Annotated in this window: 12 protein-coding genes; all 12 read right to left on the minus strand. The window is 38.4% G+C overall.

Annotation, left to right across the window (positions count from 1 at the left end; all coding sequences use genetic code 11):
* Nucleotides 1-211: 211 nt before the first annotated feature.
* The gene (locus NSS81_RS08300; protein WP_342433029.1) at nt 212-1015 is read right to left on the minus strand and encodes an NlpC/P60 family protein; all 804 of its coding nucleotides are present in this window, start codon (nt 1013-1015) and stop codon (nt 212-214) included.
* Between the two features lie 239 nt (nt 1016-1254).
* The gene (locus tag NSS81_RS08305) at nt 1255-3210 is read right to left on the minus strand and encodes a leucine-rich repeat domain-containing protein (protein ID WP_342433030.1); all 1956 of its coding nucleotides are present in this window, start codon (nt 3208-3210) and stop codon (nt 1255-1257) included.
* Between the two features lie 206 nt (nt 3211-3416).
* Nucleotides 3417-5030, minus strand: coding sequence for a glucosaminidase domain-containing protein (locus NSS81_RS08310; protein WP_342433031.1), 1614 nt, complete (start codon nt 5028-5030; stop codon nt 3417-3419).
* A 157-nt stretch (nt 5031-5187) separates the two neighbouring features.
* Nucleotides 5188-5877 (minus strand): NTP transferase domain-containing protein, encoded by a 690-nt coding sequence (locus NSS81_RS08315; RefSeq protein ID WP_342433032.1) that lies wholly within the window; start codon nt 5875-5877, stop codon nt 5188-5190.
* Nucleotides 5877-6848 (minus strand): DMT family transporter, encoded by a 972-nt coding sequence (locus NSS81_RS08320; protein ID WP_342433033.1) that lies wholly within the window; start codon nt 6846-6848, stop codon nt 5877-5879. The genes NSS81_RS08315 and NSS81_RS08320 overlap by 1 nt, the downstream gene beginning before the upstream one ends.
* Entirely contained in the window at nt 6832-8712 is a 1881-nt protein-coding gene (locus tag NSS81_RS08325) for a phosphotransferase (protein ID WP_342433034.1), read from the minus strand. The genes NSS81_RS08320 and NSS81_RS08325 overlap by 17 nt, the downstream gene beginning before the upstream one ends.
* Before the next feature lie 118 nt (nt 8713-8830).
* Nucleotides 8831-10555: a M14 family zinc carboxypeptidase gene (locus NSS81_RS08330; RefSeq protein ID WP_342433035.1), complete on the minus strand. Its 1725-nt coding sequence runs from the start codon at nt 10553-10555 to the stop codon at nt 8831-8833.
* Nucleotides 10556-10708: 153 nt separating this feature from the next.
* Complete coding sequence (locus tag NSS81_RS08335; RefSeq protein WP_342433036.1) at nt 10709-13054, minus strand: glucosaminidase domain-containing protein; 2346 nt, start codon at nt 13052-13054, stop codon at nt 10709-10711.
* Between the two features lie 464 nt (nt 13055-13518).
* Complete coding sequence (locus NSS81_RS08340) at nt 13519-18018, minus strand: S8 family serine peptidase (protein WP_342433037.1); 4500 nt, start codon at nt 18016-18018, stop codon at nt 13519-13521.
* A gap of 358 nt (nt 18019-18376) precedes the next feature.
* Nucleotides 18377-24106 carry a 5'-nucleotidase C-terminal domain-containing protein gene (locus NSS81_RS08345; protein WP_342433038.1) on the minus strand — a complete coding sequence of 1910 codons (5730 nt, stop codon included), beginning with the start codon at nt 24104-24106 and terminating at the stop codon, nt 18377-18379.
* Between the two features lie 230 nt (nt 24107-24336).
* The gene (locus NSS81_RS08350) at nt 24337-25143 is read right to left on the minus strand and encodes a glycerophosphodiester phosphodiesterase (protein WP_342433975.1); all 807 of its coding nucleotides are present in this window, start codon (nt 25141-25143) and stop codon (nt 24337-24339) included.
* 178 nt (nt 25144-25321) lie between these two features.
* Nucleotides 25322-26197 (minus strand): UTP--glucose-1-phosphate uridylyltransferase GalU, encoded by an 876-nt coding sequence (gene galU / locus NSS81_RS08355; RefSeq protein WP_342433039.1) that lies wholly within the window; start codon nt 26195-26197, stop codon nt 25322-25324.
* Between the last annotated feature and the right edge of the window lie 239 nt (nt 26198-26436).

The raw sequence follows: 26436 nt of genomic DNA on the forward strand, positions 1-26436 counted from the left end.
ATACGTATAATATCATTCTATTTTTCTTCATTAAAAATTTTATCCTATATTCCAAAAAATTACAAGACACTCAGTATCTAATCAACACTTTGCACAGTTTCGGCTATCACTACCCAAATAAACAATTTATTCCCATGACCATAGTTTAATAGACTATTATAAAAAAAGAAGCTGGGGTGCCCAGCTTCTTTTTTGTATCTTTTTATTATATTTATTGTATCCAAGCCCCATCGGATCCTACTACATATCCATCGATGATTGTATCTTTTGCCATCGAACCATCAGACTTTAAATAATAGGATTTATTATTGGACCAAATCCAGCCTGTTTTCATGGCACCATTACCCGCAAGATAATACCACTCATTATTCACATATACCCAACCTGTTTTCATATCACCGTTTGCAGTTAAAAAGTACCATGAACCATTTACTTTAACCCAGTTTGTTTTCATGGAACCATCAGATGCTAAGTAATACCATTTCCCGCCAGTGTAAAGCCAGCCTGTTTTCATTTCACCTTGATTATAATAGTACCAAGTACTATTTGATTTAACCCATCCAGTTTGGGTGTATACTCTTTTCGCGCCATAATATGCCCCACTCCAGTACCTGCTCGTTAATGAATCAACGGTAACACCACTATTAGAAGCATGAATGAATTGATTATCACTTAAATAAATCCCTACATGGGAAGGACCTGCTTTGTATGTACTAAAAAAAACTAAATCGCCTTCTGTTAAGTTACCTTTCGAAACTACTTGTCCATAATTATATAAATCTGCAGATGTTCGCGGTAACGATACTCCTGCTTGTTTATATGCATAATTAACTAAACCTGAGCAATCAAATCCACTTGTAGTCGTTCCACCCCATGAATATGGTACACCTTTAACACTAAGGGCAACATTACTAACCGTTTCCCCAATGGATGCTGCTTCTGTTTTCTGCTCGGCTATTAATCCACTTAAGAGTAAAGAACATGTTAGTAAACCACTGAATATTAATTTTTTCATGATATCCTCCGCGTCTTTCAATCTCTTTTTCTATTATTAATAGTATCTCACAGAATTTACTAGAGTTAATTTACAGTTAGTTATTATTAGTGTTACAGAAATATTTCAAAAAATGACCTTTTCCGACCTATTCAACTATATTTCTTAAAAATATGGGAAACATGTCCTAAATTAGGATGTATTCTTTACAAAAAATAAACGGGCAGGAAAAGTCCTGCCCGTTTTATTGAAATCTTTTATTAATAGATTACTCTTGAATCAACCCATACTCCATTAGCATTGAAGAAATAGACTGTAAATCCATATGTGAGATAGGTATCATATAACATGAAGCCGTAATTGTTAAAGTAATACCATTTTCCACCAGATAACAACCAGCCATACTGTGCTGTTCCGTTACTCTTGTAAAAACTCCACGCATTCTGTGAACCGCTTAATTTTACCCAACCTGTTGCCATCGTACCATTTTTATGGAAATGGTAAAGCGTATCATTAATATAGTATCTGCCATCAGAAAGCATATAACCGTATGAACTAAAGTAATACCACTTTCCGTTTAATTTTAACCATTCATTACTGTATAGTGCACCATTACTTTTAGCATAATACCAATCATATCCATCAGAATACCAACCATTTGCTTTCATAACACCATGTTTATCAAAAAAGTAATTGGTTCCGCCTACATTAGTTGCACCTGTTACCATTTCACCATAGTAGTATGGATCTAAGTAGTACCACTTTCCACCAGATGAAAGCCAACCAGTTTGAAGCCTACCAGTTTTACTACTATAGTACCAATAATATCCATCTGTGACCCAACCGTTTGATTTCATTACGCCATTATCTGCAAATAAGTAATATGAATTACCAATCTCTTGGGAACCTGTTAACATTTCACCATAGTAGTTCATAAAATACCATTTTCCACCGCTTAATACCCAATCATCGGTAACCATTTTCCCGTAAGAATTGAAGTAGAACCATGTATAGTCTAATTCCACCCAACCTGTTTGCATCATACCAGTATTATTGAAGTAATACATGGATCCATCAATTTCATAGGAGCCTGTAGCCATGGCACCGTCATAAGTATCTAAATAGTACCATTTAGTATTGTATTTTAACCAACCTTTAACTTTGTTGCTGTTTTCGTCATAGTAATACCAATCGTAGCCGTCAAAATACCAGCCAACAATACCTTCTTCAGGAGCTTCATTATAACCAACTTCAACACCATTTGATTGTAAGTAGTTAATTACTTGCATTGCCGCTGAACCCGAAGATAAATCTAGGGACGGCATTTCCCATAAAGATAAATAATCTAAGCCAGTTAATAATTGTAATGGACCTATGTTCGTTATAGGATTAAAGGATAGATATAATGTTTTTAAATTATAAAGCCCACTTAATGGCTCCACATTCGCAATAATATTTTCATCTAAATCTAGAGTGACTAACGATGTTAGACTAGATAATGCAGAAATATTGCTAATATTATTTGTCCAAAGACTTAAATCTTCTAAGCTAGTAAGATTGCTTAACGCAGAAATATTCGAAATAGCATTATATGATAATTGTAAAGAAGTTAAATTGTTCAACCCACTAATCGGAGTTAAATCGCTAATATTGTTATATGACAAATCAAGATAAGATAAGTTAATAGCATATTCCAACCCTTTTAGGTCGCTAATATTTAAATCGATAGCATTTAGGTATATAAGCTGCTCCATAGTGCCTTCAGTAATTGTCTCATAGTCCCCAAGTCCTAATTCAGTCCTTACTGCTTGCTCTAAATCAGCATCATTAAAGGTAACCTCAGTATAGAAACCTTGAGTAGTAACATTTTCTTCCTGTGTTGTTTCACTGCTTACTGTAGGTTCTTGCTTTACAGGCTCCTTAATCACTTCCTGTGTCGAGTGTTCTTTAACAGGAACCTCTGAAGATTCTGTTTCTGTTTGTGGTTCTGTTTGTGTCTCTGCTTGTGGTTCTGTTTGTGGCTCTTCTTGTGGTTCTGTTGCTGATTCTGTTTCCATTGTATCAGTCAACGGCTCTACACTGGGAACTGTTCCTTCACTGCCTAGTGCTGGTTCTTCTACTTTCGTAGATGTCTGCTCTGCTGCTTTCGTACTTAATGGTGCCATAAATGAAAGCAGAAGTACGAAGACTAGCATTAATTTGCTGATTTTCTTCATCTCTATTAACCTCCCAATTAAATTAGGTCTATTATACCAAATAATCCGATTTTTGTAGTAAATAATTGAAATTTCACCTACATTTGGTATATATTTTGCGGTAAATTGGGGAGGTAGGTATTAATTTGTAGAACCATCTACACAGGAAAATTACTTCCTTCCATAAAAAAAAGCAAAACCATAGTTTTGCTTTTTTGTTTCATTTTTTATTGGATCCATGCTCCACTACCGTTTAGTTTATAGCCGTTGATTGTTGTATTTTTGGCCATGGAACCATCACTATAGAGGTAATACCATTTACCTCCGGAGATTTTCCAGCCTGTTAACATGGCACCACTAGTATCAAGGAAATACCACTTACCACCAGTATCAAACCAACCTGTTTTCATATCACCGGCACTATTTAGGAAATACCACTTTCCGCCAGAGGGCAACCAGCCTGTTTTCATGTCACCATTCTGGTTTAGGAAATACCACTTTCCGCCAGAAGACAACCAGCCTGTTTTCATGTCACCATTCTGGTTTAGGAAATACCACTTACCACCTGAGTACAACCAGCCTGTTTTCATATCGCCTGCCTGGTTTAGGAAATACCACTTACCATTAATAAACTGCCAGCCTGTTAACATAACTCCTGATTGATCAAGATAGTACCATTTCCCGTTATCGAGAAGCCAGTTCGTTTTGTTGGTCCCATCATTATTGAAAAAGTACCATTTACTGTCAATAAATTGCCAGCCCCTTGCAAATGTGAAGTCATAAAACTCCTTTGCAATAAAAGCAATTTTCCCTGCCCATGCTTCATCCGTTGAGTATTGATGCAAATTGCTATTAAATCTCATATTATCCAGTGTTGGTTGTGGAATTGGGAAGTCCACAATGGATTGATTCCGACTTACATAATTTTCTTTAATCCAAGTAGCCCCTTTAATAATACCCTCTTCGGGTGTTGGAAATTGATTGGCGCCTTCTCCAGGCTGAGAGTCCACCGCTCCAATCCCATAGAAATTATTTTTATTTTTGACAATGTCGGAAGTTCCCCATTTTGACTCGACCCCTGAATGGGCAAGAAGATAGACAGCATTTAAGCCGGTCACTTTTTGCGCTTCAATATAAGCGGATCCCCTATCCTTCATTAACGACTCGTTACCTTTTGTTTTATAGTTAATGAACTGGTTAATCTGATTAGCCGTTATGGTAGAAAGTGTATTAAGTGGAGTGAAAATGGTGATCTTGTTTGTTACTTTTCCTTCACTTTCAAAATCATACGGGATAACATTACTGCCAGCCCGATAATCAATAAATTCACCATTTTTTTCCCCTTGGTAGAACCCATAAATCCAACCCTGTTCCCCATCTTCTGTTTGTATCTTATAATAGTTGGCAGCCTTATGATAATCAAGAACGATTACTTTTGATTGGTCGGGTACCTGTCTCTTAATTGGATAGGACGTACCAGGTCCCTCCCGCAAATTTCTCCATTCTTTAACCAACCAGGTTTGGTTCATCACACTATTCCGCAAATAATCCTTATGAACCCAGCCAATCGTGCCATCTTGCATCATAATTTTGGCTGCATATTCTTTTTCACTTAGTACAGTAATCTTATCATTAAATGACAATTCCGCTAACCAATCATAACCATCGGCCAAATGAATCCGATGGTCTGAAAGCTCTTCAAAATTCCGATAAACTGGTAATTTTATCGACGTAACACTCATTTGAGTATTTTGTACCGTTTCCTCAGCTAATCCGTTACTAGTAAATACCCCCAAAAATAGAAATGCCAGTAGGAAACTACGAAAAACTATTCTACTCATTTTTATTCCCCTCAATCTTATGTAGTATTCTACTATTCTATCATTCCTTTATTTACATTTTCATTGTTTAAGGTTGTTTATCCTGTAAAACCAAGTAACTCTCTTTTTACACGATGTACCTGGTTTTACGCAAAAAAAAACGAACACAAAGTGTCCGTTATTGTTGTTCCAAAATTTTATTCACTTTTTCTAAATCCTCCAAAGAGTCAATTTCATAACTATCACTAGGATGTATTTCCTGTAGGTAAACATTTAAATCACGAATATTATCTTTTACAATTCCATCCCACCAGAACTCCTTAAAGTTGTCACTTTTAATAGCTTCTTCCAATTTTTCGACAATATATCGACCATCTTGTTCTGACCAGTAAGAAACACCGCAGAGAATATACTCATGATCCCCATCACCAACCTCGATATCCGTCACCTTGTAGTTATCATCGTAGCGAATCATCCACTCAGCCTTGAACTCTGGCTTCCTGGCGCTAAAATACATTGATGTTGATGGATTTTTCAATAGGAAATTACGATGTAAGTAGACATCCGCATCAATAACATACGCATCTGAAAGGTATTCCCTGACTAAATACATCGTGTACATATTGTTATAAACGTCGTATTTATCATTATGGACGAGTGTGACACCATACTTTTCTTTTAAATACTCAAATTTTTCCTTTAGGTAACCAGTAACCACGATGATTTCTTCGACACCAATCTCTTGTAAATATTCCACTTGTCTTTCAAGCATTGGCTTTCCATTAACCACTGTAAGCGATTTAGGTGTTGTTAATGTTAGAGGTCGTAATCGTGTACCCATTCCTGCTGCAAGTAATATTGCCTTCATTATGCTGCTCTCCACCCTTTAATAATATTCTTCCATTTCAGTTCTTCTGGTGATGCCACTGTAATAATCGAGCCGACTAAAATCATTATACTAAAAATGACAAGCTTTGCAGTAATCGGAGTACCTAAAATGAAAAAACTTAAAATAATCGCCCAAGCCGAATAGGTAATGTTTAAGGCCATTGCTCTTGTTGGCCCCATGGTGTAAATCGCTTTGTAATAGAACACATACGATGCTGTTCCTGAGAGGGCAATTAAGGCGATTAAGAAAAATTCACTGCTGACAATTACTTCGCCAACAAGTGGATACGCTTTGAAAATAGGTAAGATCAAAACAGCATAGGTAACTGCTGAAACCAATTGGCGGATCTGTAATGCCTGTTCTGGCGAAATTTCATCATCCTTCATTCCGTACGCAAGGATCACACATTCCATTCCCCAGCCAAAGATACATAACAGGATAAAAGAGAATCCAAGAACATAGCTAGGTGACGGGGCTCCCCCAGAAAATCCTAATAGGAAAATAAATAAGATACTAATAAACAAACCAATCCAGTTCTTTATTGTTAATCGGTCCTTTAGAAGGAAGAAGGCAAAAAAGGCACCAACCGCTGGATAAATAGCGGAAATCGATGCCGATAGTGAGGCACCTAAATATTTTACTGCAAGGACATAACCAGTCATCCCTATCGGCCCTCCAAGCAAGGCACCTAGCATAACGAATCGGCCACTCCGCGTGGCGATTTTTTTAAAAGGAACTTTAAACTCTCCTCTAATTGTCATATATACCATCATCCAAAGACTCGATAATAAATCATGGAAAAAGGTACTAACTAATGGGGCCAAAAAAATGATTTGCTCCGTCGACACGAGCAAGGTTGAGGATAATATTATTCCGATTAATACCGTATCAAGCGCCCAGGTAAATCCCGATATCAATCCGAAATAAGTTCCCTTATTTTTTAAGTTCATAAAGCATCTCCCTTACTAAGTGGTGGTTTAAATTCTTTCTACATCTATTTAAGAGATCAATCCCGTACGTACCAAAATCGTCTCCCTTTGCTTCTTTAATAATCGTCCAAATTGTCCAGAGGAAATCTTGGAAAATTTTGTTGATAATCATCCGTTGCTGAACTTCATCAGGTATTTCATCCTTCTGCAAATAAAGCGTTAAAAATAACTCTTCTTCCTCTGAAGTTAGGTCACTTTCCATTGCGTGCCAAGCAAGATCCCATATTGGATCGTTCATGCCGCTATATTCCCAGTCAATTAAATAGAGTTTGTCTTCGCCACTTTTCACCATATTTTGTGGTAGTGCATCATTATGACAAGGAGTAAGTTGAATACTCATTCCCTGATAATATTCTTTTAAAGCCATGACCTGTGCCCTTGCCTCTCCATAGTTCTCATAGGGCAGTGCATTCGCTTCGTTCATCAACTGTTCGTACTTCTCGATTAGTTCAAATACATCAAAACGATTGGCCATTTGGATATTTGCCGAGTGAAGCGTTCTAAAAATGGCTGTTGTTTGCTCCATTATATCCTGTCGCTTCGCCATTTTTGGCGTTAGTGTTTCTGCCTCAGGAATCAACTCAGCAATTTTCACACCCGTTTCATCATTAAAGTAGACCAACTCTGCATCAAGACCCAATTTACTGGCAAGTGCGGCATTAACCTTTTCCTCTTTCCGGTTAATCATCGATTCCGTCCCATTCCCCGGAATCCTTAACACATACTCTTTACCCTTAAAAACTACCTTAAAGTTCTTATTCGTCATCCCGCCAAACGGCTGAATATCCCCAATATCCTCATAGGCTAAATCAAGAGCCTCCATTAAATGACTTTTAATGAGAATTTCCCTAAATTCGGCTTCTTTTCGTTTTAAGATTGGATAGACATTTTTTGTAATTACATCATAATGCTGTAAACTATCAAGTTCGCCCCAATACAGATTAAGCATTTTTAAGTAGCCAATCTTGTAATGCCTTGAAATATCGAGGAGCATGTATTCATAATGCATGAACGGGTTTTTATTATTTTGCTTATACTCGGTAACCATTTTCGTATAAACCTCGTAGGAAAGTTTACTAACCCCAACCATTTCACCGTCTATTTTATTAAACTGATGCTTATCCTTAGAGATTTTATGAAGATAGCCATTCTTGATTTCAACAAATGCCTCATCACCAGATCCACTCTCATTTGCAATCAAGATACAATCTCGCTGTGGGTAGGTTAAAAGTTCCTTTATTGCCCGTTCCTCGATTAAAATATCATCTTCGATTAAAAGAAAATCACCTTTAACTACATCCTGTGCCAGCGCTAAGGATGCCATGGAACCAGTCCATTTGTATTTTGGATTATTTACAAATTGATAATGGCTAAATTCAGCGAGTTCTTCAAGCGCTTCACGTTTGTATCCCGTTACAATAACAATGTCGTTAATTCCATTCTCTTGGAGAATATCGAGATTTCTTTTTAATAATGAAATTCCATCAATCTCCATTAAGCCTGCTGGATGAGGGAAATCTTTTCTAGTCCCTGCAGCTAAAATAACCGCCTGTTTAATTTCTGTAACTGGTTCTTGGTGGATGTTAACCTTTTTGTCCTGATAGGCCTCGATGCCACTATGTAAAAAGTCGATGCCTTTTTGTGTTAAAAAGTAGCGAATATTCCTACCAGTTTTTTCACTATATATATAATTGCCAATCGTTAAATCATGAATAAGATAATTAACCTTGCCGATAGAAATCCCACAAATCTCGGCCATTCTCTTTTGATTAAGATTTGCATTTTGATTTATTGCCTCTAATAATTGAAATAAGTGCTGTTCCATGCTGCCTCCCCTTCCCTAATGCATTCAATTTTTGAATCCTTTTTTTATTGTATAATAATCCTCTATGTCTGTAAACAAAAAAATGGAGATAGAAGGAATTCTATCTCCATAGTATTATTTACAAATTTAACGCTTCATATGCCATTAGCAGGCCAGCTGATTGGTTTTCCCTCCAAATGCTATCAAAGTTAGCAATTGGCACTGGCTTGTTATACGTATACGTCGAAATTTCCGGGGTGAAGCCCGGCATCTTCGTTTCTTGGATAAACCAATCCGAATACCCACCATAGATTGGATTTGCTCCTTGATACATAAGACTATAGCCAGTTAGGTTAGCATACTTCAAGGCAATTTGATAATCCCGCTGTCTATCAGCCGCGGACTGTTTGTATTCCCAATAAAGGATACGACCTGAGGAATGATAGGCCACTGCAATTTTAAATTGATGTGCTTTTGTAAATGTGACAAGCGCTTTTACCTCCGGCTCGCTTAACGGTTGGTATCCTTTAAAGTTAGACGGTCCTGGCTTTCCTGTATCACCAGTAATCAAATTCCAATCAGCAGGATATTGACGGTTTAAATCGACCCCACGAATATTTGCCTTCCAAGCAGAAAAGTCGGTCTTGTTTCCATTTAAGTTTAGGACATATTGTGGATTTTTTGCTGTTTTCGCACCTTCCTGAACAAGCATGACGCCATCAGGATTGACCATTGGTACAAACCATATGGAAACCTGGTTCAATAGCTCACGCACCTTGTAACCATTAAATGTACCATTATAAGCATATGTTTTGGCATATTCATCGAGCATTTCCATTAACACATTTGTGGTCATATGCTCGCGGGCATGGTGGGAACCATTGATAAAAATCTCCTTTTCACCTTTCCCAATTTTTACCGCATAAAGATTTCTGCCATCCACGGACTGCCCGATGATTTCTGTTTTAATAAAACCGGGGTAACTGGACTTTAACTCATTAATGTCCGCAACCATGTCGGAGTGAGAATAAACCTGTTTTGGACTTACCAGATCTGGTATCCATGCACCACTATTGCCGAAAATATATCCTTGTACCGTAGTGTTTTTTGCCATGATACCGCTTGAATAAGAATAGAACCAAAGGTCACCCACCAAATACCATCCAATCGCCATTGCACCGGATTCCTTAAGGAAGTACCAATTCTTTTGGTAGAGTAACCAGCCTGTTTTCATTGCCCCGCTCGTCTCAAGATAGTACCACTTGTTACCAGCAAATACCCAGTCGGTTTGCATTGCGCCACTCTTATTTAAGTAGTACCATTTGTTACCAACGAATACCCAATCTGTCTGCATTGCACCGCTCTTATTTAAGTAGTACCACTTATTTTGATCATAGATCCAGTCGGTTTTCATCTCACCATTTCCGTTGAGATAATACCACTTTTGATCAAACACCCACCCCTTTTTCATCGCACCTGTTTGCAGGTCAAAATAATACCATTTACCATTATCAAGCACCCATCCAGTTTGCATGACGCCTGTATCCGGATTGTAGTAAAAGGTTATTCCATCTTCCGTAACCATTCCGCTTTTTGAGATGGTTGTTTCGTCCTTAGTTGTTTCACCTGTTGTTTCACTGGTTGTTGAATTTGTCTGCGTTGGTTGATTAACAGGTGCAGATGGTGTCGGGACCGATTCAGCTGCTACTGAATCCATAACAGGATCAGTAGTCGAAGTGGATGATTCAATTTGACTGACGGGATCTTGAAGGTCGCCTGAAATCCTTGATTCTGCGCTAGCTATTCCTTGCATCGAAAAAGCTAACATATTGAATAGTATAATTGTGGAAAGGATTTTTTTCACTTCCTCCACTCCCCTCTTAAAATAGTAAACTAGGAAATAATTTTCCTATTAATCATTGGCCTTTTAAATGATAACATAGCAAAACTCTTAAAATAAGGTTTAAAATTACCCAAAAAAAAAGAGGCCTTGCTCGAATGAGCTCAGCCTTTATGCCTATTTAAATAGTGGAATATCATAATACAATGTGTAGTTATTAATAGAATCATAGATTCTTTTTATATTAAATACTTGCTTTGTTGCCCAGCCAATATCTGTGGCATATTGATGAACGCCAGGATTTGCAGGATTCCATCTCATTTTATAAAGGGTGTTCTGTTGATGGGTTGGATGGTTGATATATTTTTCTCCAATAAATTCTGCGCCACCAATAATTGCTAATTCAGGAGTGAACCAGCCCATTTTATAGGCATATTCAGCTCCTAATTTTTCAGGGTTGAGATCAACAGCACCAATACCATACATATTGAAAACCGTTCTAGGTGTTACCGACACTCCATCCACCGAATCAACGAGAATTCCTTTAGCAAGATTTGAAAGGCCATTCCCGGTTTCAAGCAAGGCATGGGAAATAAGATAAATTTCATTTACATTATATTTTAAGCTTCCCTCAATAAATGCTCCAGCTTTCCCATCAAGAATTCCTTTTCCAGCCAAAGTTTTCTCATTCAATTCTTTCGCACTTGTCCCCGCATTCTTATTAAGAATCAAGAATTGGAAGTATTCTGCACTAGTTGAGCTAATATTTGCTGGGTTAACGTAAGTTGAAACATCCTCTGGTTTCGCATTCCGCCACGTGTTATATGCAATCTCATGCCAAGCTCCTACCGTTGTTTTAATCGTGACAGCATCGCCTAGTTTTAAGATCCCAAAAATGTGCGAGGTGACATTAGTTGCTTCTCTAACATTTAAGATATTCGTGTTGACAATCCCCTTCGTTGGGGTCGCTGGATCAACGGTAATATAGTCACTATGAACATAGGCTTTACTGTTGCGATATTTATCCGTTTGCGGACTATCCTTCAGCTTTATTTGGATATCGACCATTTGCTCAAGTGTGACACTATAGTTTGTTTTAGTAATAATTGGCCCTTCGTTTAACGCGCCATTATCGAAAAACACATATGTTTTGCCGCCAATTATCTGTTGACCCGTTACCATCTTGCCTTTTGCATCTAAGTAGTACCATTTACTATCCACTAAGATCCAACCAATATGCATATCGCCTTTAGTGTTTAAATAATACCAATATCCCCCGTCTAATAACCAGCCTGTTTGCATGATCCCATTGTTATTAAGGAAATACCATTTTTGATTGGACAAAATCCAGCCTTTAACCATCGGGCCATCGGCATTTAGGTAATACCAATTATTATTATCTAACACCCAGCCTGTTAACATTTCTGCATTTGTACCAAAATAGTAACTATTAATTGTATCGTTAAACCAGCCAATTTTTGCTGCTCCATCCGATCCAAGGAAGTAACGCTTTTCACTATCTGTTAACCAACCAGTCTGCATTACGCCATCGTTACCAAAGTAAAACATCTTTCCGCCTTCAGTCAGCCAACCCGTTTGCATTGAACCATCGGCATTGAAGTAATAGGTTTTTTGGTCTTCTGTAAACCAGCCTTTATGAGCAGCACCATCTGATCCAAAATAATAGGTTTTATTTGCTTCACTCAGCCAGCCAGTTTGCATGACACCATCGGTTCCAAAATAGTAAACTTGACCGCCAATCGTTTGCAAGCCAGTTACCATTACACCATCGGCTCCGAAATAATACCTCATATTTTCGTCGGTCAACCAGCCTGTAATAACACGGCCATTTTCATTAAAGAAATAGGTCTTGTCTTCTTCTGTCAGCCAGCCTGTATGCAACGATCCATCAGCATTAATATATAAGCGTGTTGTACCATCTTGAAACCAACCAACGGTTGTTGTGACCATTGAACCTGACGGGGCAAATTCGAAAGGTTTTCCGTCAATTAATTTTTGACCAGTAACCATTGCACCGCTTGAGCTTAAATAATATTTAGCCGTGCCATCATCAAGCCAACCTGTTTTCATTGCACCGCTTTTATCAAGAAAATACCAACTATCACCAGTAAAGACCCAACCTGTTTTCATTGCACCGCTTTTATCAAGGAAATACCAACTATCACCAGTATAGACCCAACCTGTTTTCATCGCACCGCTAGTCGAAAGAAAGTACCATTTGCCAGCATCAATTACCCAGCCAGTTTTCATTGCACCACTATTCTTATCTAAGTAATACCATGAATTTTTGTCCAACAGCCAGCCAGTTTTCATTGCACCATTACTACCTAAAAAGTACCATACATTTCTATCCTTTACCCAACCAGTAACTGTTTTACCAGTAGATGTCAGGTAGTACCAATTACTGTTTTGCAGCTTCCAGGTATACGTCCCACTTGCATCGGCAGTTGAGGTAAACAACATCCCAGCCAAAGCTAACGCTATTATTCGTCTTTTTTTCAAATTCTCTTTCCTCCTAAACAATATATCTCTAGTATTTTTCTCTCTAACTCTAGGAAATTATTTAAAAATAGCTAAAACATCTAATATAGAGGATAAACAATAGATCGGGATTATGTTAAATTTACTGAGGAAATTAATATCAAACATTGCAGTAAGAACTTCTACGGTAATTATACAAAATTCCCAGTTTAACGGAAATGGAAAAATATGCCGTATTACCTAGAATAATTGGATTTGCAAGCTTGATAAATTGCCTATTTACGCTATTTTTAAACATATTTCCATTATCTCTATGTACTCTACTATTCTCTCATTTTTCGACATCTTTTCAACAAAAAAATGAAAATACTATACGATTCTACTAATATCATTTCTTTATTTAACAGAATTCACAGCTAAAACAATAACTGTGAATAAAAAGACGAACAGATAAAATCTGTTCGTCTTCCGGTATTCGGTTCTTTTTATTTGATCCAAGCTCCATTTTTACCTATTTTATAGCCACCAATTTTTGTATCAGCTGCCATTACTCCAGATGAATAGAAGTAATACCAGTTGCCACTAATTAGTTTCCAGCCATTAGCAACCATAGAACCGTTTGAATTCGTGTAGTACCACTTTCCGTTATCAAGTACCCAGCCTGTTGCCATTGCACCTGATTTGTTTAAGTAATACCAAGTGCCGCCGTCTTTAACCCAACCAGTTGCCATTGCACCTGATTTGTTTAGATAGTACCAAGATTTACCATCATGAACCCAGCCAGTTTGCATTTTGGCTTCTTGATTAAAGTAGTACCAAACGCCACCTTTATCTTGTGCCCAGCCAATTTCCAAAGAACCATATTTGTCTGCTAAATACCAGTTCCCATCTACTAGCTTCCAGCTGTTCTTTAATAAACCAGTTTTTGCATCAAAGTATGCATAATCTCCATACATTTCTTGTAAACCAGTTTGTGCTACACCATTTTCATCAAAGAAGAAAACGTTTTTGCTTTCTGGTACATAGGTAAAGTCAGTTTCCATTGCACCATCTTCAGTAAAGTGGTAACGATTTCCATCAAGCTCTAACCAGCCAGTCTGCATTGCACCGGTTACAAGATTGAAGTAATAGGTAGCGCCATAACCTTCTTCATATTCTTCTGTATACCATCCAGTATACAATGAACCATCTTCGTTATAGAGGTACCAAACGCCATTTTCTTCCACCCAACCAGTTTGAATTACTGGTTGCTCATCTGCACGATTGATGACAACTTCTTTTACTGTTTCATTTCCTGAAAGGTCAGTTGCCCTTAGTGTTACAACATTTTCACCTTCTACTAACGGAACAGTTACTTGATAATCTTTATTTAATGGAATTAATCCATCTACCGGACTCTTAAATGGTACTTCAAACTCATGGTCTTCACCAACAAAGAAATTCAAGTAGTTGTAGTTATCTTGAAGGTTCACATCCAGAGTAACTTCCTTAACATCCAAATCAACTCTTTCCGGTGCTGTTACATTGATAACCGGCGCGGTTGTGTCAATATAGATATGACGAGCAATTGCGAAAGATTTGTTTGAATGGTCAATCGCTTCAACTGTTATCGCATAAGCACCATCTTTATCATAAGTTACAGTTGTAGAGAAGGCATATTGACCTTTACTATTACGGCTAAAAGCAACTTCTTTACCATTAACCTTAATTGCCTTTACACCGATATCATCTGTTACATATCCTGCAACAGGTACTTCAAAAGTGTTGTATGCTCCGTAAGGAACAGTAGCATTATCATCCGCAAACACGATTGGTAGATCCACATCGCCGATTGCAGCCGTATCATCAGCAAAGTTCCATGCATAGTCCACTGCAACTACTTCGACAATTGCTTTTTCCGGTGCATTTTTAAGCTGGTAACTAGTCGTTGTTCCGTCAAGCTCAGCTACAAATCCACCATTTACAAAGACAAGATAGAAATATGTTCCTGAACCTTCGTCACTTGCTTCCCATGATACAAGTGTTTTCTTTTCATCATAGATTGCTTTTACTTTAGGAGCAGTAGTATCAACTAAAACAGGAATTTTCTTAGATTGCCACTTGGCACCTGCATAGTCGATTACAGATTTGATTTCATAATAGTATAAACCATCTTTAACTACTTCACCTTTTACTTTTCCATCCCAAACCCGGTCTCCTCTCCAAGAGAAAGCAGTACCTAGATTGGCAGAATCAAAAGCATTCTTAACAACATCTGCCTCTGCCTTCACACGGCGTAGTTGATTACCGTCCTTATCCAAAATATTGTATTGAACTTCGGCCGCATTTCTTAAGAAGGATGGAATAGGGTTAATATCCTCATAAATACCATCTCCATTAGGAGATAAAGCGTAAACATTCTTTTCAGGTATTAGATTTTCAGTGAATTCACCAGCCGCATCTGTAACTTCAGGTACACCTTCACCAAAGATAAAATCTAAATCATAGAAACGGTCTTCTCCAAGGCCTTTAAATCCATCAACAATTTCAGGATTATCCCACTTACCAAAGAATCCTACATATGGAACTGTTAAGCTAGGAGCTGACTCACTTGTTAATGCAACAGAACCTTCAACGAAAATGTCTTCTCTTAAATCTAGAGTTGTTTTATTACCATCCGCATCAAGTCCAGGAATCTTTGCATCTGCAAAGTTAACTTTAACAGTAAATTCTGCAGTACCACCAGCTGGAACTGTAACTGTTTCAGGAGCGTCAACAACCGCACCTGCAAGGTCACCAGCAATAAGCGCGTTATATTCAGGGATATCTTCGCCAAATGATTGAATTGTATCTGTTAAGACATCCGTATTAACAGTATACGTTACATCTTTGTCAGAAATATTCTGAGCCGTAAAGTTCATTTCAAATTGTTTTTCTTGGAAATCCTTCAATTCAACCTTTGCTTCACCATCTGCTTTGTTTACAACATAGACAGGTGTTGTTACAGCAGATTGAAGTTGCATCATACCTGCACCTTGGCGACGAGGAGAGAATGGCTGACCATTTAAGTCGTCAATAACACTAGCAGTATTCATTAATAATACCTTTGCTAGCGCTGTACGCTCGGCAACAGAAAGGTCACCAAAGCGAGCATCCGTTTGTAGGTATTGTTGAACAAGTGCAGAACCACCAGCAACATGTGGCGCTGCCATCGAAGTTCCACTCATAACAGTGTATTTGTTATCATTTACAGTAGAATAAATATTTCCACCCGGAGCTGTAAGTTCAGGCTTCATTTCAAGAGACGGTGTTGTCCCCCATGATGTGAACGCTGTCATACGACCCATTTCTGGGCTATCTGTTTTATTTAGTTGAGAAGCATGAACGGTCGTTTTACCTGCGGCAATTGCAGCATTAATCGCTTCACCTTCTGCTTTTGAGACCATCATAAATGGAACATCCCAGCCACCCTGATTGTCAAAGAAGAAGCCGTTTGTTTTATTCCAAACAATAATACCTGCCGCACCGGCTGCAGCTGCATTAACTGTTTTATCAAAGAATGTTAGGGAACCACGTGGAACTACAACTACTTTACCTTTTACATCAAGTCCGTTGTAGTCAGCAGGTGCTCCAATTTTGTCCCCAAGACTAACGAGCTCTAGGCTGCCTTCAAGCTGAGACCAGTCGTCAATACCGTAACCTACACCAGCAGATCCTTCAACACCATCAATCGTAAGATTATGCTGAAACAAGTATGCTTGGTTTCCAGAGGCAGCAACCGAAATCGTATCAGGATTTAATCCAGGAGCACCAACTACACCAATATCAGGGTTTTGCGCATAGGGATTATCCCAGCCATCGCCGATATGATTGGAGTTACCTGCAGATACTGCACTTACAATACCGTTGGCAACTGCTCTTTGGATTGCTAGGTCTTCTGCACTATTTTCATCATAAAAAGATGCAGTAGAACCGAGACTCATGTTTAATACGTCTGCTCCAAGCTTGATTGAATCATCAATGGCAGCAAGGTAAATGTCAGACCATGTAGATGGATAAAGCGGGTCATTACTAAATACCTTCATGCCAAGCACTTGTGCTTCAGGTGCCACACCTTTAATTCCGCCATTTGCCTCATCACCGTTTGCTACAACTGTACCAGCAACGTGCATACCATGCATACTTGCTTCTGGTCCCAGGTCAAGAATGGTGCTATTTTGATCATAATAGTTATAGGCATAAGGGACCTTATCTGTATAGAATTTACCTTTTAAGCCATTTTCCTGAACTAGTTGATTTACTTCAGTCTTTGATAATCCTTCTTCATTAAAAGTGGTTAATTTAAAATCTTTGTGAGAAGGATCTATCCCTGAATCAATAACAGCAACAACCATTCCTTCACCTTTAAATCCACTGTTTGCCCATGTTTCTTTGGCTTGGACGAATTGATGACTTGTTTTCATATTTGGTTGAATTTCAGGACGATTATACTCATTTGCTAAGTAAACATTTTTAACACCAGCAACAGCTTCAATTTTTGCTACGTCACCATAGGCAACCTCACCACTGAAACCGTTGAATGCAGTTGAAAACTTCTGCTTATACTGGACCTTGACACCCTTTGAAGCAATTTTATCTTTCACAGATTTTTGTTGACTTTCTAATTTCGAGGAGAGTGAAGATTTCTTATCTTCAGATAATTCCTTGTACAACACTCCCTCTTTAGTTGCAAATTCAACAGGTGTTTGACCCTCAACCTCAACGATTACACGAACTTTATCGGAAGCTTTTAGGTTTGCCTTAGCACTTGTTACTTTAGCAGCTTTCGTAGTAGCAGAAGCCTTTGACTTTTGTTGAAGTAATTGCTTAACCTTTGAATCTAAATCACCTGGCTTATACGTAGCAGCAGATGTCGGTGCTACTGCGGCAAAGTTCGAAAGAACAAGAGCTGAAGCTAATGCGTATGTAGCAATTTTCCGTTTCTTACCGTGATTCTTTTTGACCATTACAGAATTTCCCCCCTAGTAATATATTCATAGATTAGCGGCCTAATCTTTTTGTCTATTCCGTATTTTCTCATTTGAGAGAAAAATTGGAATAGATAAATATAATAATAGTATTTTAGTCTAGTAAAGGCAATAGATAATTCGCAAATCGAAGAAATATTTTTCGCGATATTCGACATTTTTATATAGGCCGATAATCACAAGGGATTTTCCAGTCTGTGGAATAGTAAGTTCTTTTGGGGGAGAATTTTAGCGGGAGATGTTAGATTTTAGTATAATTGTAAAAATCCATTTTACCAATATACTATATTAAAAAAGGCTAACCCTACTGATGTAAGGTTAGCCTTTCAATTATTTGTTAGCGGATCCAGGCACCATTAGACCCAAGCTTATAACCTTGGACTGTTGTGTTAGCTGCCATTTTTCCGTCTTTGTATAGGTAATACCATTTATTACTCACGTACACCCAGCCTGTTTTCATAGCGCCGTGTGCATCCATGAAATACCACTTTTTATTAACTAGTACCCAGCCTGTTTCCATAGCGCCGTGTGCATTCATGAAATACCACTTTTTATTAACTAGTATCCAGCCTGTTTCCATAGCGCCGTGCGCATTCATGAAATACCACTTTTTATTGTCTAGAACCCAGCCTGTTTCCATAGCGCCGTGTGCATTCATGAAATACCACTTGCCGTTTACTTTTTCCCAGCCAATCTGCATGTCACCGTTTGTTGCATCTAAGTAATACCATTTTCCACCTACGAAGATCCACTTTGTTTGCATTTCTCCGTTTTCATTGAAGTAGTACCACTTACCTGCTACATTTACCCACTTCGTTTGCATTGTACCATCTTCACCAAAGAAGAACCACTTGCCATCGTCTGTAAGAACCCAACCTGTTTGGATCGGTTCTATAACCGTTTCCTTTTCGGCTATGATTCTGCCCTCAACTGTAGGAGCTACTGGGCTGTGCTTCTCGATATATTCAGCCATGATTTCAAAGTCTACAATCAATAATTCATTGATCCGACCATCATCCTTAGCTGCTTTTAAGCCTGTGTATCCGTCTCCACCATTTGCAGTGAAGGCATTTGTTGCCACAGTATACGTTGCATCTAAATCGATTGGCGCATAGCTGCCATCAGCTGTTTTTACATTGACTTCCCAAACTCTATCGTATTTAGGTTTGCTCACATCATATTTATACTGAAGTCCGGCCACATGTAGGAATGCCCCATAATCGCCCGCTTCAACATTGCTTACACCATGCTCAAGTGCCTCTAAGATTTCTGCACCTGTTAAGTCTAGTGTTACAAGTAGATTACCAAATGGTAGAACCGTTGTAACTTCACCTAAGGTAATGTTACCTTGGTCAATTGAAGTACGAATACCGCCACCATTTTGCATTGCAATCGTGGTGTTTGGATCCAGGGATTTTGCCTTTTCAAGCATTCCATCCGTAATCAGGTTTCCAAGATTCGTTTCTTTAGATCTTACATTTGCTTTTACCCCATCAAGTACAACATCTGTTGAACCGACTACTGTTTGCTTATATTCATCTAATGGACCTGCAAAAACACTTACTTGAGCTTTTGCTGCTTCATCCGCTGCAAGGCCCTTTGTTGCAATAAGTTCACCGGCATTTGCAACAACTACACCGTAGTCATCAAATGTTACATCAAGTACACCAAGATAGTTGAGGTATTCATTTGCTTGAACGATAACCGTTGGCTCCGCTTTTTCCACTACCTCAGGAGCAGATAACATGGTATGTGTATGACCACCCACGATGACGTCAATTCCGTCAACAGCAGCAGCCAATTCTTTATCTGGACCATAACCTAGGTGTGAAAGAACCACAACTTTGTTAATGCCTTTTGCTTTTAAAGCAGCAACTGTTGCTTCTGCTTCTTCAACCACATTTTCAAAGACAACATCCTCTGAAGGACTTGCTAATACTTTTGTATCTTCTGTTGTTAATCCAAAAATACCTACTTGCTCGCCGTCAACTTCTTTAATGATGGCAGGGTAGATATTACCGCCAACTGGAGCAGCACTAATTTCATCTTTGAATAAAGGACTTAAGTCCGCATCATTTGTTACATTAACGTTTGCACTTACCATTGGGAACTGCATTTCTTTAATAAAGTTTGCAAGAACCGTAGAATTCTTATCAAATTCATGATTTCCGAACGTCATAGCATCATAGCCAAGATTATTCATGAACCATAAATCTGCTAAACCTTCATATCTATTGAAATATAGAGTACCAGAGAATACATCCCCTGCATCGACAAGTAAAGCATCTGGCTTCTCCGCTCTTACTTGATTGACTGCAGTAGTTAGTAATGGATACTTTTCTACGTTGGCATGAGAATCGTTTACATGCATGATTGACAGGTTAAACGGCTCAGCTTCAGCCACAATTCTACCTTCAACAGTTGGAGCTATTGGGCTATGCTTTTCGATATATTCAGCCATGATTTCAAAGTCTACAATCAATAATTCATTGATCCGACCATCATCCTTGGCTGCTTTTAAGCCTGTGTATCCGTCTCCACCATTAGCAGTGAAGGCATTTGTTGCCACAGTATACGTTGCATCTAAATCGATTGGCGCATAGCTGCCATCAGCTGTTTTTACATTGACTTCCCAAACTCTATCGTATTTAGGTTTGCTCACATCATATTTATACTGAAGTCCGGCCACATGTAGGAATGCCCCATAATCGCCCGCTTCAACATTGCTGACACCATGCTCAAGTGCTTCTAAGATTTCAGCACCTGTTAAGTCTAGCGTTACAAGTAGGTTACCAAATGGTAGAACTGTTGTAACTTCACCTAAGGTAATGTCACCTTGGTCAATTGAAGTACGAATACCGCCACCATTTTGCATTGCAATCGTGGTGTTTGGATCAATGGATTTTGCTTTTTCAAGCATTCCATCCGTAATCAGGTTTCCAAGATTAGTTTCTTTTGTTCTTACATTTGCTTTTACCCCATCAAGTACAACATCTGTTTTACCCACTAGGGTTTGCTTGTATTCATCTAATGGACCTGCAAAAACACTTACTTGAGCTTTTGCTGCTTCATCAGCTGTAATGCCCTTCGTTGCAATAAGTTTACCTGCATTTGCAACAACTACACCGTTGTCATCAAATGTTACATCAAGTACACCAAGATAGTTGAGGTATTCATTTGCTTGAACGATAACCGTTGGCTCAGCTTTTCCCACTACCTCAGGAGCAGATAACGTGGTGTGTGTATGACCACCCACTATGACGTCAATACCATCAACAGCAGCCGCCAATTCTTTATCTGGACCATAACCTAAGTGTGAAAGGATAACAATTTTGTTCACACCTTTTGCTTCAAGAGCAGCAACCGTTGCTTCTGCTTCTTCTACCACATCTTCAAAAACAACATCTTCTGAAGGACTTGCTAATACTTTTGTATCTTCAGTTGTTAATCCGAAAATACCTACTTGCTCGCCGTCAACTTCTTTAATGATGGCAGGGTAGATATTACCGCCAACTGGAGCAGCACTAATTTCATTTTTGAATAAAGGACTTAGGTCCGCATCATTTGTTACATTAACGTTTGCACTTACCATTGGGAACTGCATTTCTTTAATAAAGTTTGCAAGAACCGTAGAATTCTTATCAAATTCATGATTTCCGAACGTCATAGCATCATAGCCAAGATTATTCATGAACCATAAATCTGCTAAACCTTCATATCTATTGAAATATAGAGTACCAGAGAATACATCCCCTGCATCGACAAGTAAAGCATCTGGCTTCTCCGCTCTTACTTGATTGACTGCAGTAGTTAGTAATGGATACTTTTCTACGTTGGCATGAGAATCGTTTACATGCATGATAGATAAATTGAACTGATCTTCTACAACAGTATCAAAGCTGAACTGAGATACAACTGCATCATGGTCACTTACACGGCCATGTACTTCCATGAACTGAGAGTTCAAGTGAACGATATCCGTTTCGGCACCTGCAGCAAGTTTATTTGTTGCAAGAATCTGATCTAGAACTTGTGCATTACCTTGGTAATTGTACGTATAGCGTTCTGTTGCCGGAACAGTTTCTACAAGATTTTTTAAGATATCGCCCTCTAATGTATTGATTGGATTAGAGAATTCGAAATCATTTAAATCACCAAGTACAACGACATTTGCATCAGCATTATCAGTTAATACATCGGTAACAAATCCATTGACAATTTTAGCAATTTCCATACGCTGTTCTTCACTGCCAAGTACTGGCGGCTGGTGCTTTCCAAAGGTCGCTTGGTCTCCACCCTTAGAGTTGAAGTGGTTAGCAATTACAATTACTTCTTCGCCGTTGAATGTGAATTCAGCAGCCAATGGCTTACGGCTTGAATTGAATGCTGCATTTGCAGGGTCAATACGACCTGGGTTTAATGTTAATGAACCATCAACATATTTAACCGCTTCAGTAGCGCTTCCTTTTTGGCCTTCATTTAAAATTACGCGTTCTGGGTTGTATAGGAATCCCACACGGATGTTTCCACCTGGTTGTCCTCCGTCTACTTTATCTGTAGGAGCAATATCAGTCCATGCATACGTTGGACCACCGTTTGCTTTAATCGCTTCAATTAGACCAGTATAGTTAGCATCTGCCTCAACAGTGCCGCTATCTTTTGGTCCGTCATTATCCTGAACCTCTACTAGTCCGATGATATCCGGATTTTTAAGATTGTTAACCATTGATTTTGCAATTTTGTTCATTTTCGCTGCGTCTAGCGCAGTGAAGTTTTCGACATTATAGCTAGCAACTGTTAGCTTGTCTTCATTAAATTCTAATTCAAGCTCTTCACGCTGATTGGTTCCTTCTACTAATTCTGGAAGGTCAGCAGCGTCAGTTAATATTTTATAGTTACTGAAACCGTAAGAAACAACACCTGTAACCGTGCCATTAAATTTGTCGCCTGTTTTCGCAACAAAGTTACTATCATCAGTTAAGATGTGCATCCTTTCAGGGTTAGCATTTCCGTCTGTAAGGATGGTACCGCCTGCATCAGTGTAAAGTTTACCGTCAACTTGTCCGACAATAACCGGAATTTCTTTGTATTTTTGTGGTCCAACAGCTGTTGGGTTCTCTAGTGCAACACGCATCCCTTCTAAGCTTTCATAAAAATCAATGCCGTCTTCGCTTGGGTCAAATGTTGCAAAGGCATCATTATCAACCACTTGAGTTGGAATTGAGTCTTTGTCAATGACAACTGGAGCAGGAAGAGAGTTGCCACTGTCTAATTTTGTTACTGAACCATCTAATGCATTAATTTCAGTCATAGCTAGGTCCGTTTCAAGCTTTTCAGCATAGCCCTCAAGAACCCATTCTTTTACTAAACCATTAACAGCTACACGGTCACCTTCAGTCACCCCGTGACTTGTTTTGTAAACAAGGACACCTTCAGCCGTTGAGGATTTATCATCTGGTGTAGCGGATTGCATAAAGAAATTGGAATTATCGACTACATATGTAACAATTCCTTCTACCCCTTTAACATTTTGATCTTTATATGGAGAGATATGGGATTCTCCTTGAATATCAGCAATTTTCAAGCCTTCAACGCCTACGAATGGCGGCTTAACCGGAGGCTCTTCACCAAAGAAATAAATTTCTGCTGGTGTCTTTAACCCTGGGACAGTAAAGTAAGGTGTTACCGTAGCAGTAACAACAATTTCTTTCCCTAGATTAGTAGGATTTGTCTTAAGTCCATATGTAGCACGAATGCTTGAAGGACTACTTGGTAATTCCACTGGCATAATCTTTGCAGGGTCCGTTTCATTTGGACTGTCTGCAATTGCCATGTTTGTATCGCTGCCAAACGGAGCAACAAAATTATATTTATTTGTTCCTAATGTATGCCCCACAATATACCCTTTGACAGTAACCGCGTTCCCCGCTTCTGTCGTTAATGCTTCGGCCACTGTAATAATATTACTTTCAGCCGCACTAGCACTGCTTACATATGGCAGTACGTAGCTTGCCAACAATGTGAAGATTGTTGTTAAAACAAATAATTGTTTTCTTAGTAACCTCAACCTTACCCCTCCTGTGAACATTCTCTATTACCAAAATTAATTATATTTCAAATTCACCTAACATTCTACAAGATTCGGTAAATTACGTGTAAATTCTCTGTAAAATAATATGGAAGAATAAGCTTCATCTTCTGGACTCTATTCTGTATAGTTAAAACACTTACATGATTAGTATAAAATGGAAATTCATGCTCATTAATAATAACCGAATTAACATAAACCACCTTGTTCTAGGGGGTCAGCCAGACGCCAAATTTTACTTGGTCCACTTTATTTGTAAATATTCCATCGACTCCCAAGTCAATCATTTTTCTTATATCAACAGCGTTGTCAACCGTCCAACAATGGACAAGCAGATCATGCTTATGCGCGTTTTCGATGAACTCCTTGTCTAAGGTAGTAAACTCTGGACCAACACCGTTAGCGTAACTGGCTATTTTCGATAGGTTCATTCGCTTCGAGGAAAAACCTAATTGTATTAATAAAAGGTTTGGGTACTTTTTGTGAATGTATTTTAGACTTTCTGAATGAAAGGATTCAATAATAACCTTTCCTTGATGTGCCTTATTACCTATTAAGTGATGTGTGCTTAGGGCATGGAGTAATTTATCGGTCATTCCTGGATATTCATCCGGTTTTTTTATTTCAATATAATAGTTTACGGAATCCCCGAAGTGGTTGAAAACCTCCTCCACTGTAGGAATTGGAAGTCCAATGTATGCTGGACTAGCTTTTTCTGGGAATTTATTATTGAACCAAGACCCTGCATCCAACTGTTTTATTTCAGATAGAGTTAGTGAATGAACCCTCGCTTTCCCATTTGTTGTTCGGTCAATGGTATCATCATGAATGGCGATTAGATGACCGTCTTTTGTCATCCCTAAATCTATTTCAAGATAATCTGCACCCAAATTTACGGCTAATTCATAGGCAGCCATTGTGTGTTCAGGTGCATCCGCAGAAGCACCCCTATGAGCAATAATTTGAATCCCTTTTTCATCTTTTATTGACCCAAATACCGTTCCGGAATTCACCACTAAGCTCAATATTAGTAATAATAAGAAGCGCAATTTCATCACCATTTTTAAATAAATTTTTAGTCCGTTACCCTTTTGCATAGCTTTCTCCGCTTGCTGTGATTTTACTACGTAAACGCCGAAAACGGTAAGAACGATAAAAAACACCCTATTCGGGTGTTTTCCAAATAATCAAAACCTAATTATCTTCCTGCGCGATTCTTTTTAAATAGGATAAAACGTCGTCCCTAAGATCATTATCTTTTAAGGCGAAATCAATCGTTGTTTTTACAAACCCTAACTTCTCACCTACATCGTATCTTTCACCTTCAAATTCATAGCCAAAAACACGTTGAATTGCATTTAATTTTTGGATCGCATCTGTTAATTGAATTTCTCCGCCAGCCCCGGTATTTTGCTCATCAAGAAACATAAAAATTTCAGGAGTTAAAATATATCTACCTATGATTGCTAGGTTTGAAGGGGCCTCTCCTGGTGCCGGTTTTTCAATAAAACTATTCACTAGATAACGTCTTCCCTCTTTAGACAAAGGTTCAATGATACCATATTTCGACGTTTCCTCATCAGGTACACGTTGAATTCCAAGGACAGATGAGTGAGTTTTTTCATGTTCATTCATTAACTGACGTAAACAAGGTACTTCACTCTGTACAATATCATCTCCAAGTAAGACAGCGAAGGGCTCGTCCCCAATAAATTTACGGGCACACCAAACAGCATGACCAAGTCCTTTAGGCTCCTTTTGTCTAATATAGTGGATATCTGCAAGATTTGTTGAGTATCGCACTTTATCAAGCAACTCCACTTTTCCCTTTTCGATTAGGTTTCGCTCTAGTTCTGGTGAAAAGTCAAAATGATCTTCAATCGCCCGCTTCCCCTTACCAGTAACAATAATGATATCCTCAATCCCTGAAGCTATCGCTTCTTCTACTATGTATTGAATCGTTGGCTTGTCTAATATTGGAAGCATTTCCTTTGGCATCGCTTTCGTTGCAGGTAAAAATCTAGTTCCTAATCCGGCAGCTGGAATGATTGCTTTCCTTACCTTTTTCAAAGTACCTTTCCTCCTCTAGGTTTCTAAAAATTTGGGTAAATTTTACATGCCCTCTTCACTATCATACTATCATCTTCATTATTACTGGTAAAGATAAGTAAGCGACCAAGGTTATTACCCATTTTTTGACTAATTTTCAACTATTCTATATAATAAGTAATATATATCCAATTCGCCTTTTTTTGAAAAAATTGGATAAAATCTGGGTATTTACTCCGATTTATAGTAGGATAGTAATA

Origin of the sequence: Neobacillus sp. FSL H8-0543 (assembly GCF_038592905.1) — a bacterium.
In the GTDB taxonomy this organism is placed as follows: Bacteria; Bacillota; Bacilli; order Bacillales; family Cytobacillaceae; genus Neobacillus.

Coding starts and splice junctions, on each gene's coding strand:
- NSS81_RS08300 (WP_342433029.1), bottom strand. CDS start 1,015: ATGAAAAAATTAATATTCAGTGGTTTACTAACATGTTCTTTACTCTTA.
- NSS81_RS08305 (WP_342433030.1), bottom strand. CDS start 3,210: ATGAAGAAAATCAGCAAATTAATGCTAGTCTTCGTACTTCTGCTTTCA.
- NSS81_RS08310 (WP_342433031.1), bottom strand. CDS start 5,030: ATGAGTAGAATAGTTTTTCGTAGTTTCCTACTGGCATTTCTATTTTTG.
- NSS81_RS08315 (WP_342433032.1), bottom strand. CDS start 5,877: ATGAAGGCAATATTACTTGCAGCAGGAATGGGTACACGATTACGACCT.
- NSS81_RS08320 (WP_342433033.1), bottom strand. CDS start 6,848: ATGAACTTAAAAAATAAGGGAACTTATTTCGGATTGATATCGGGATTT.
- NSS81_RS08325 (WP_342433034.1), bottom strand. CDS start 8,712: ATGGAACAGCACTTATTTCAATTATTAGAGGCAATAAATCAAAATGCA.
- NSS81_RS08340 (WP_342433037.1), bottom strand. CDS start 18,018: ATGGTCAAAAAGAATCACGGTAAGAAACGGAAAATTGCTACATACGCA.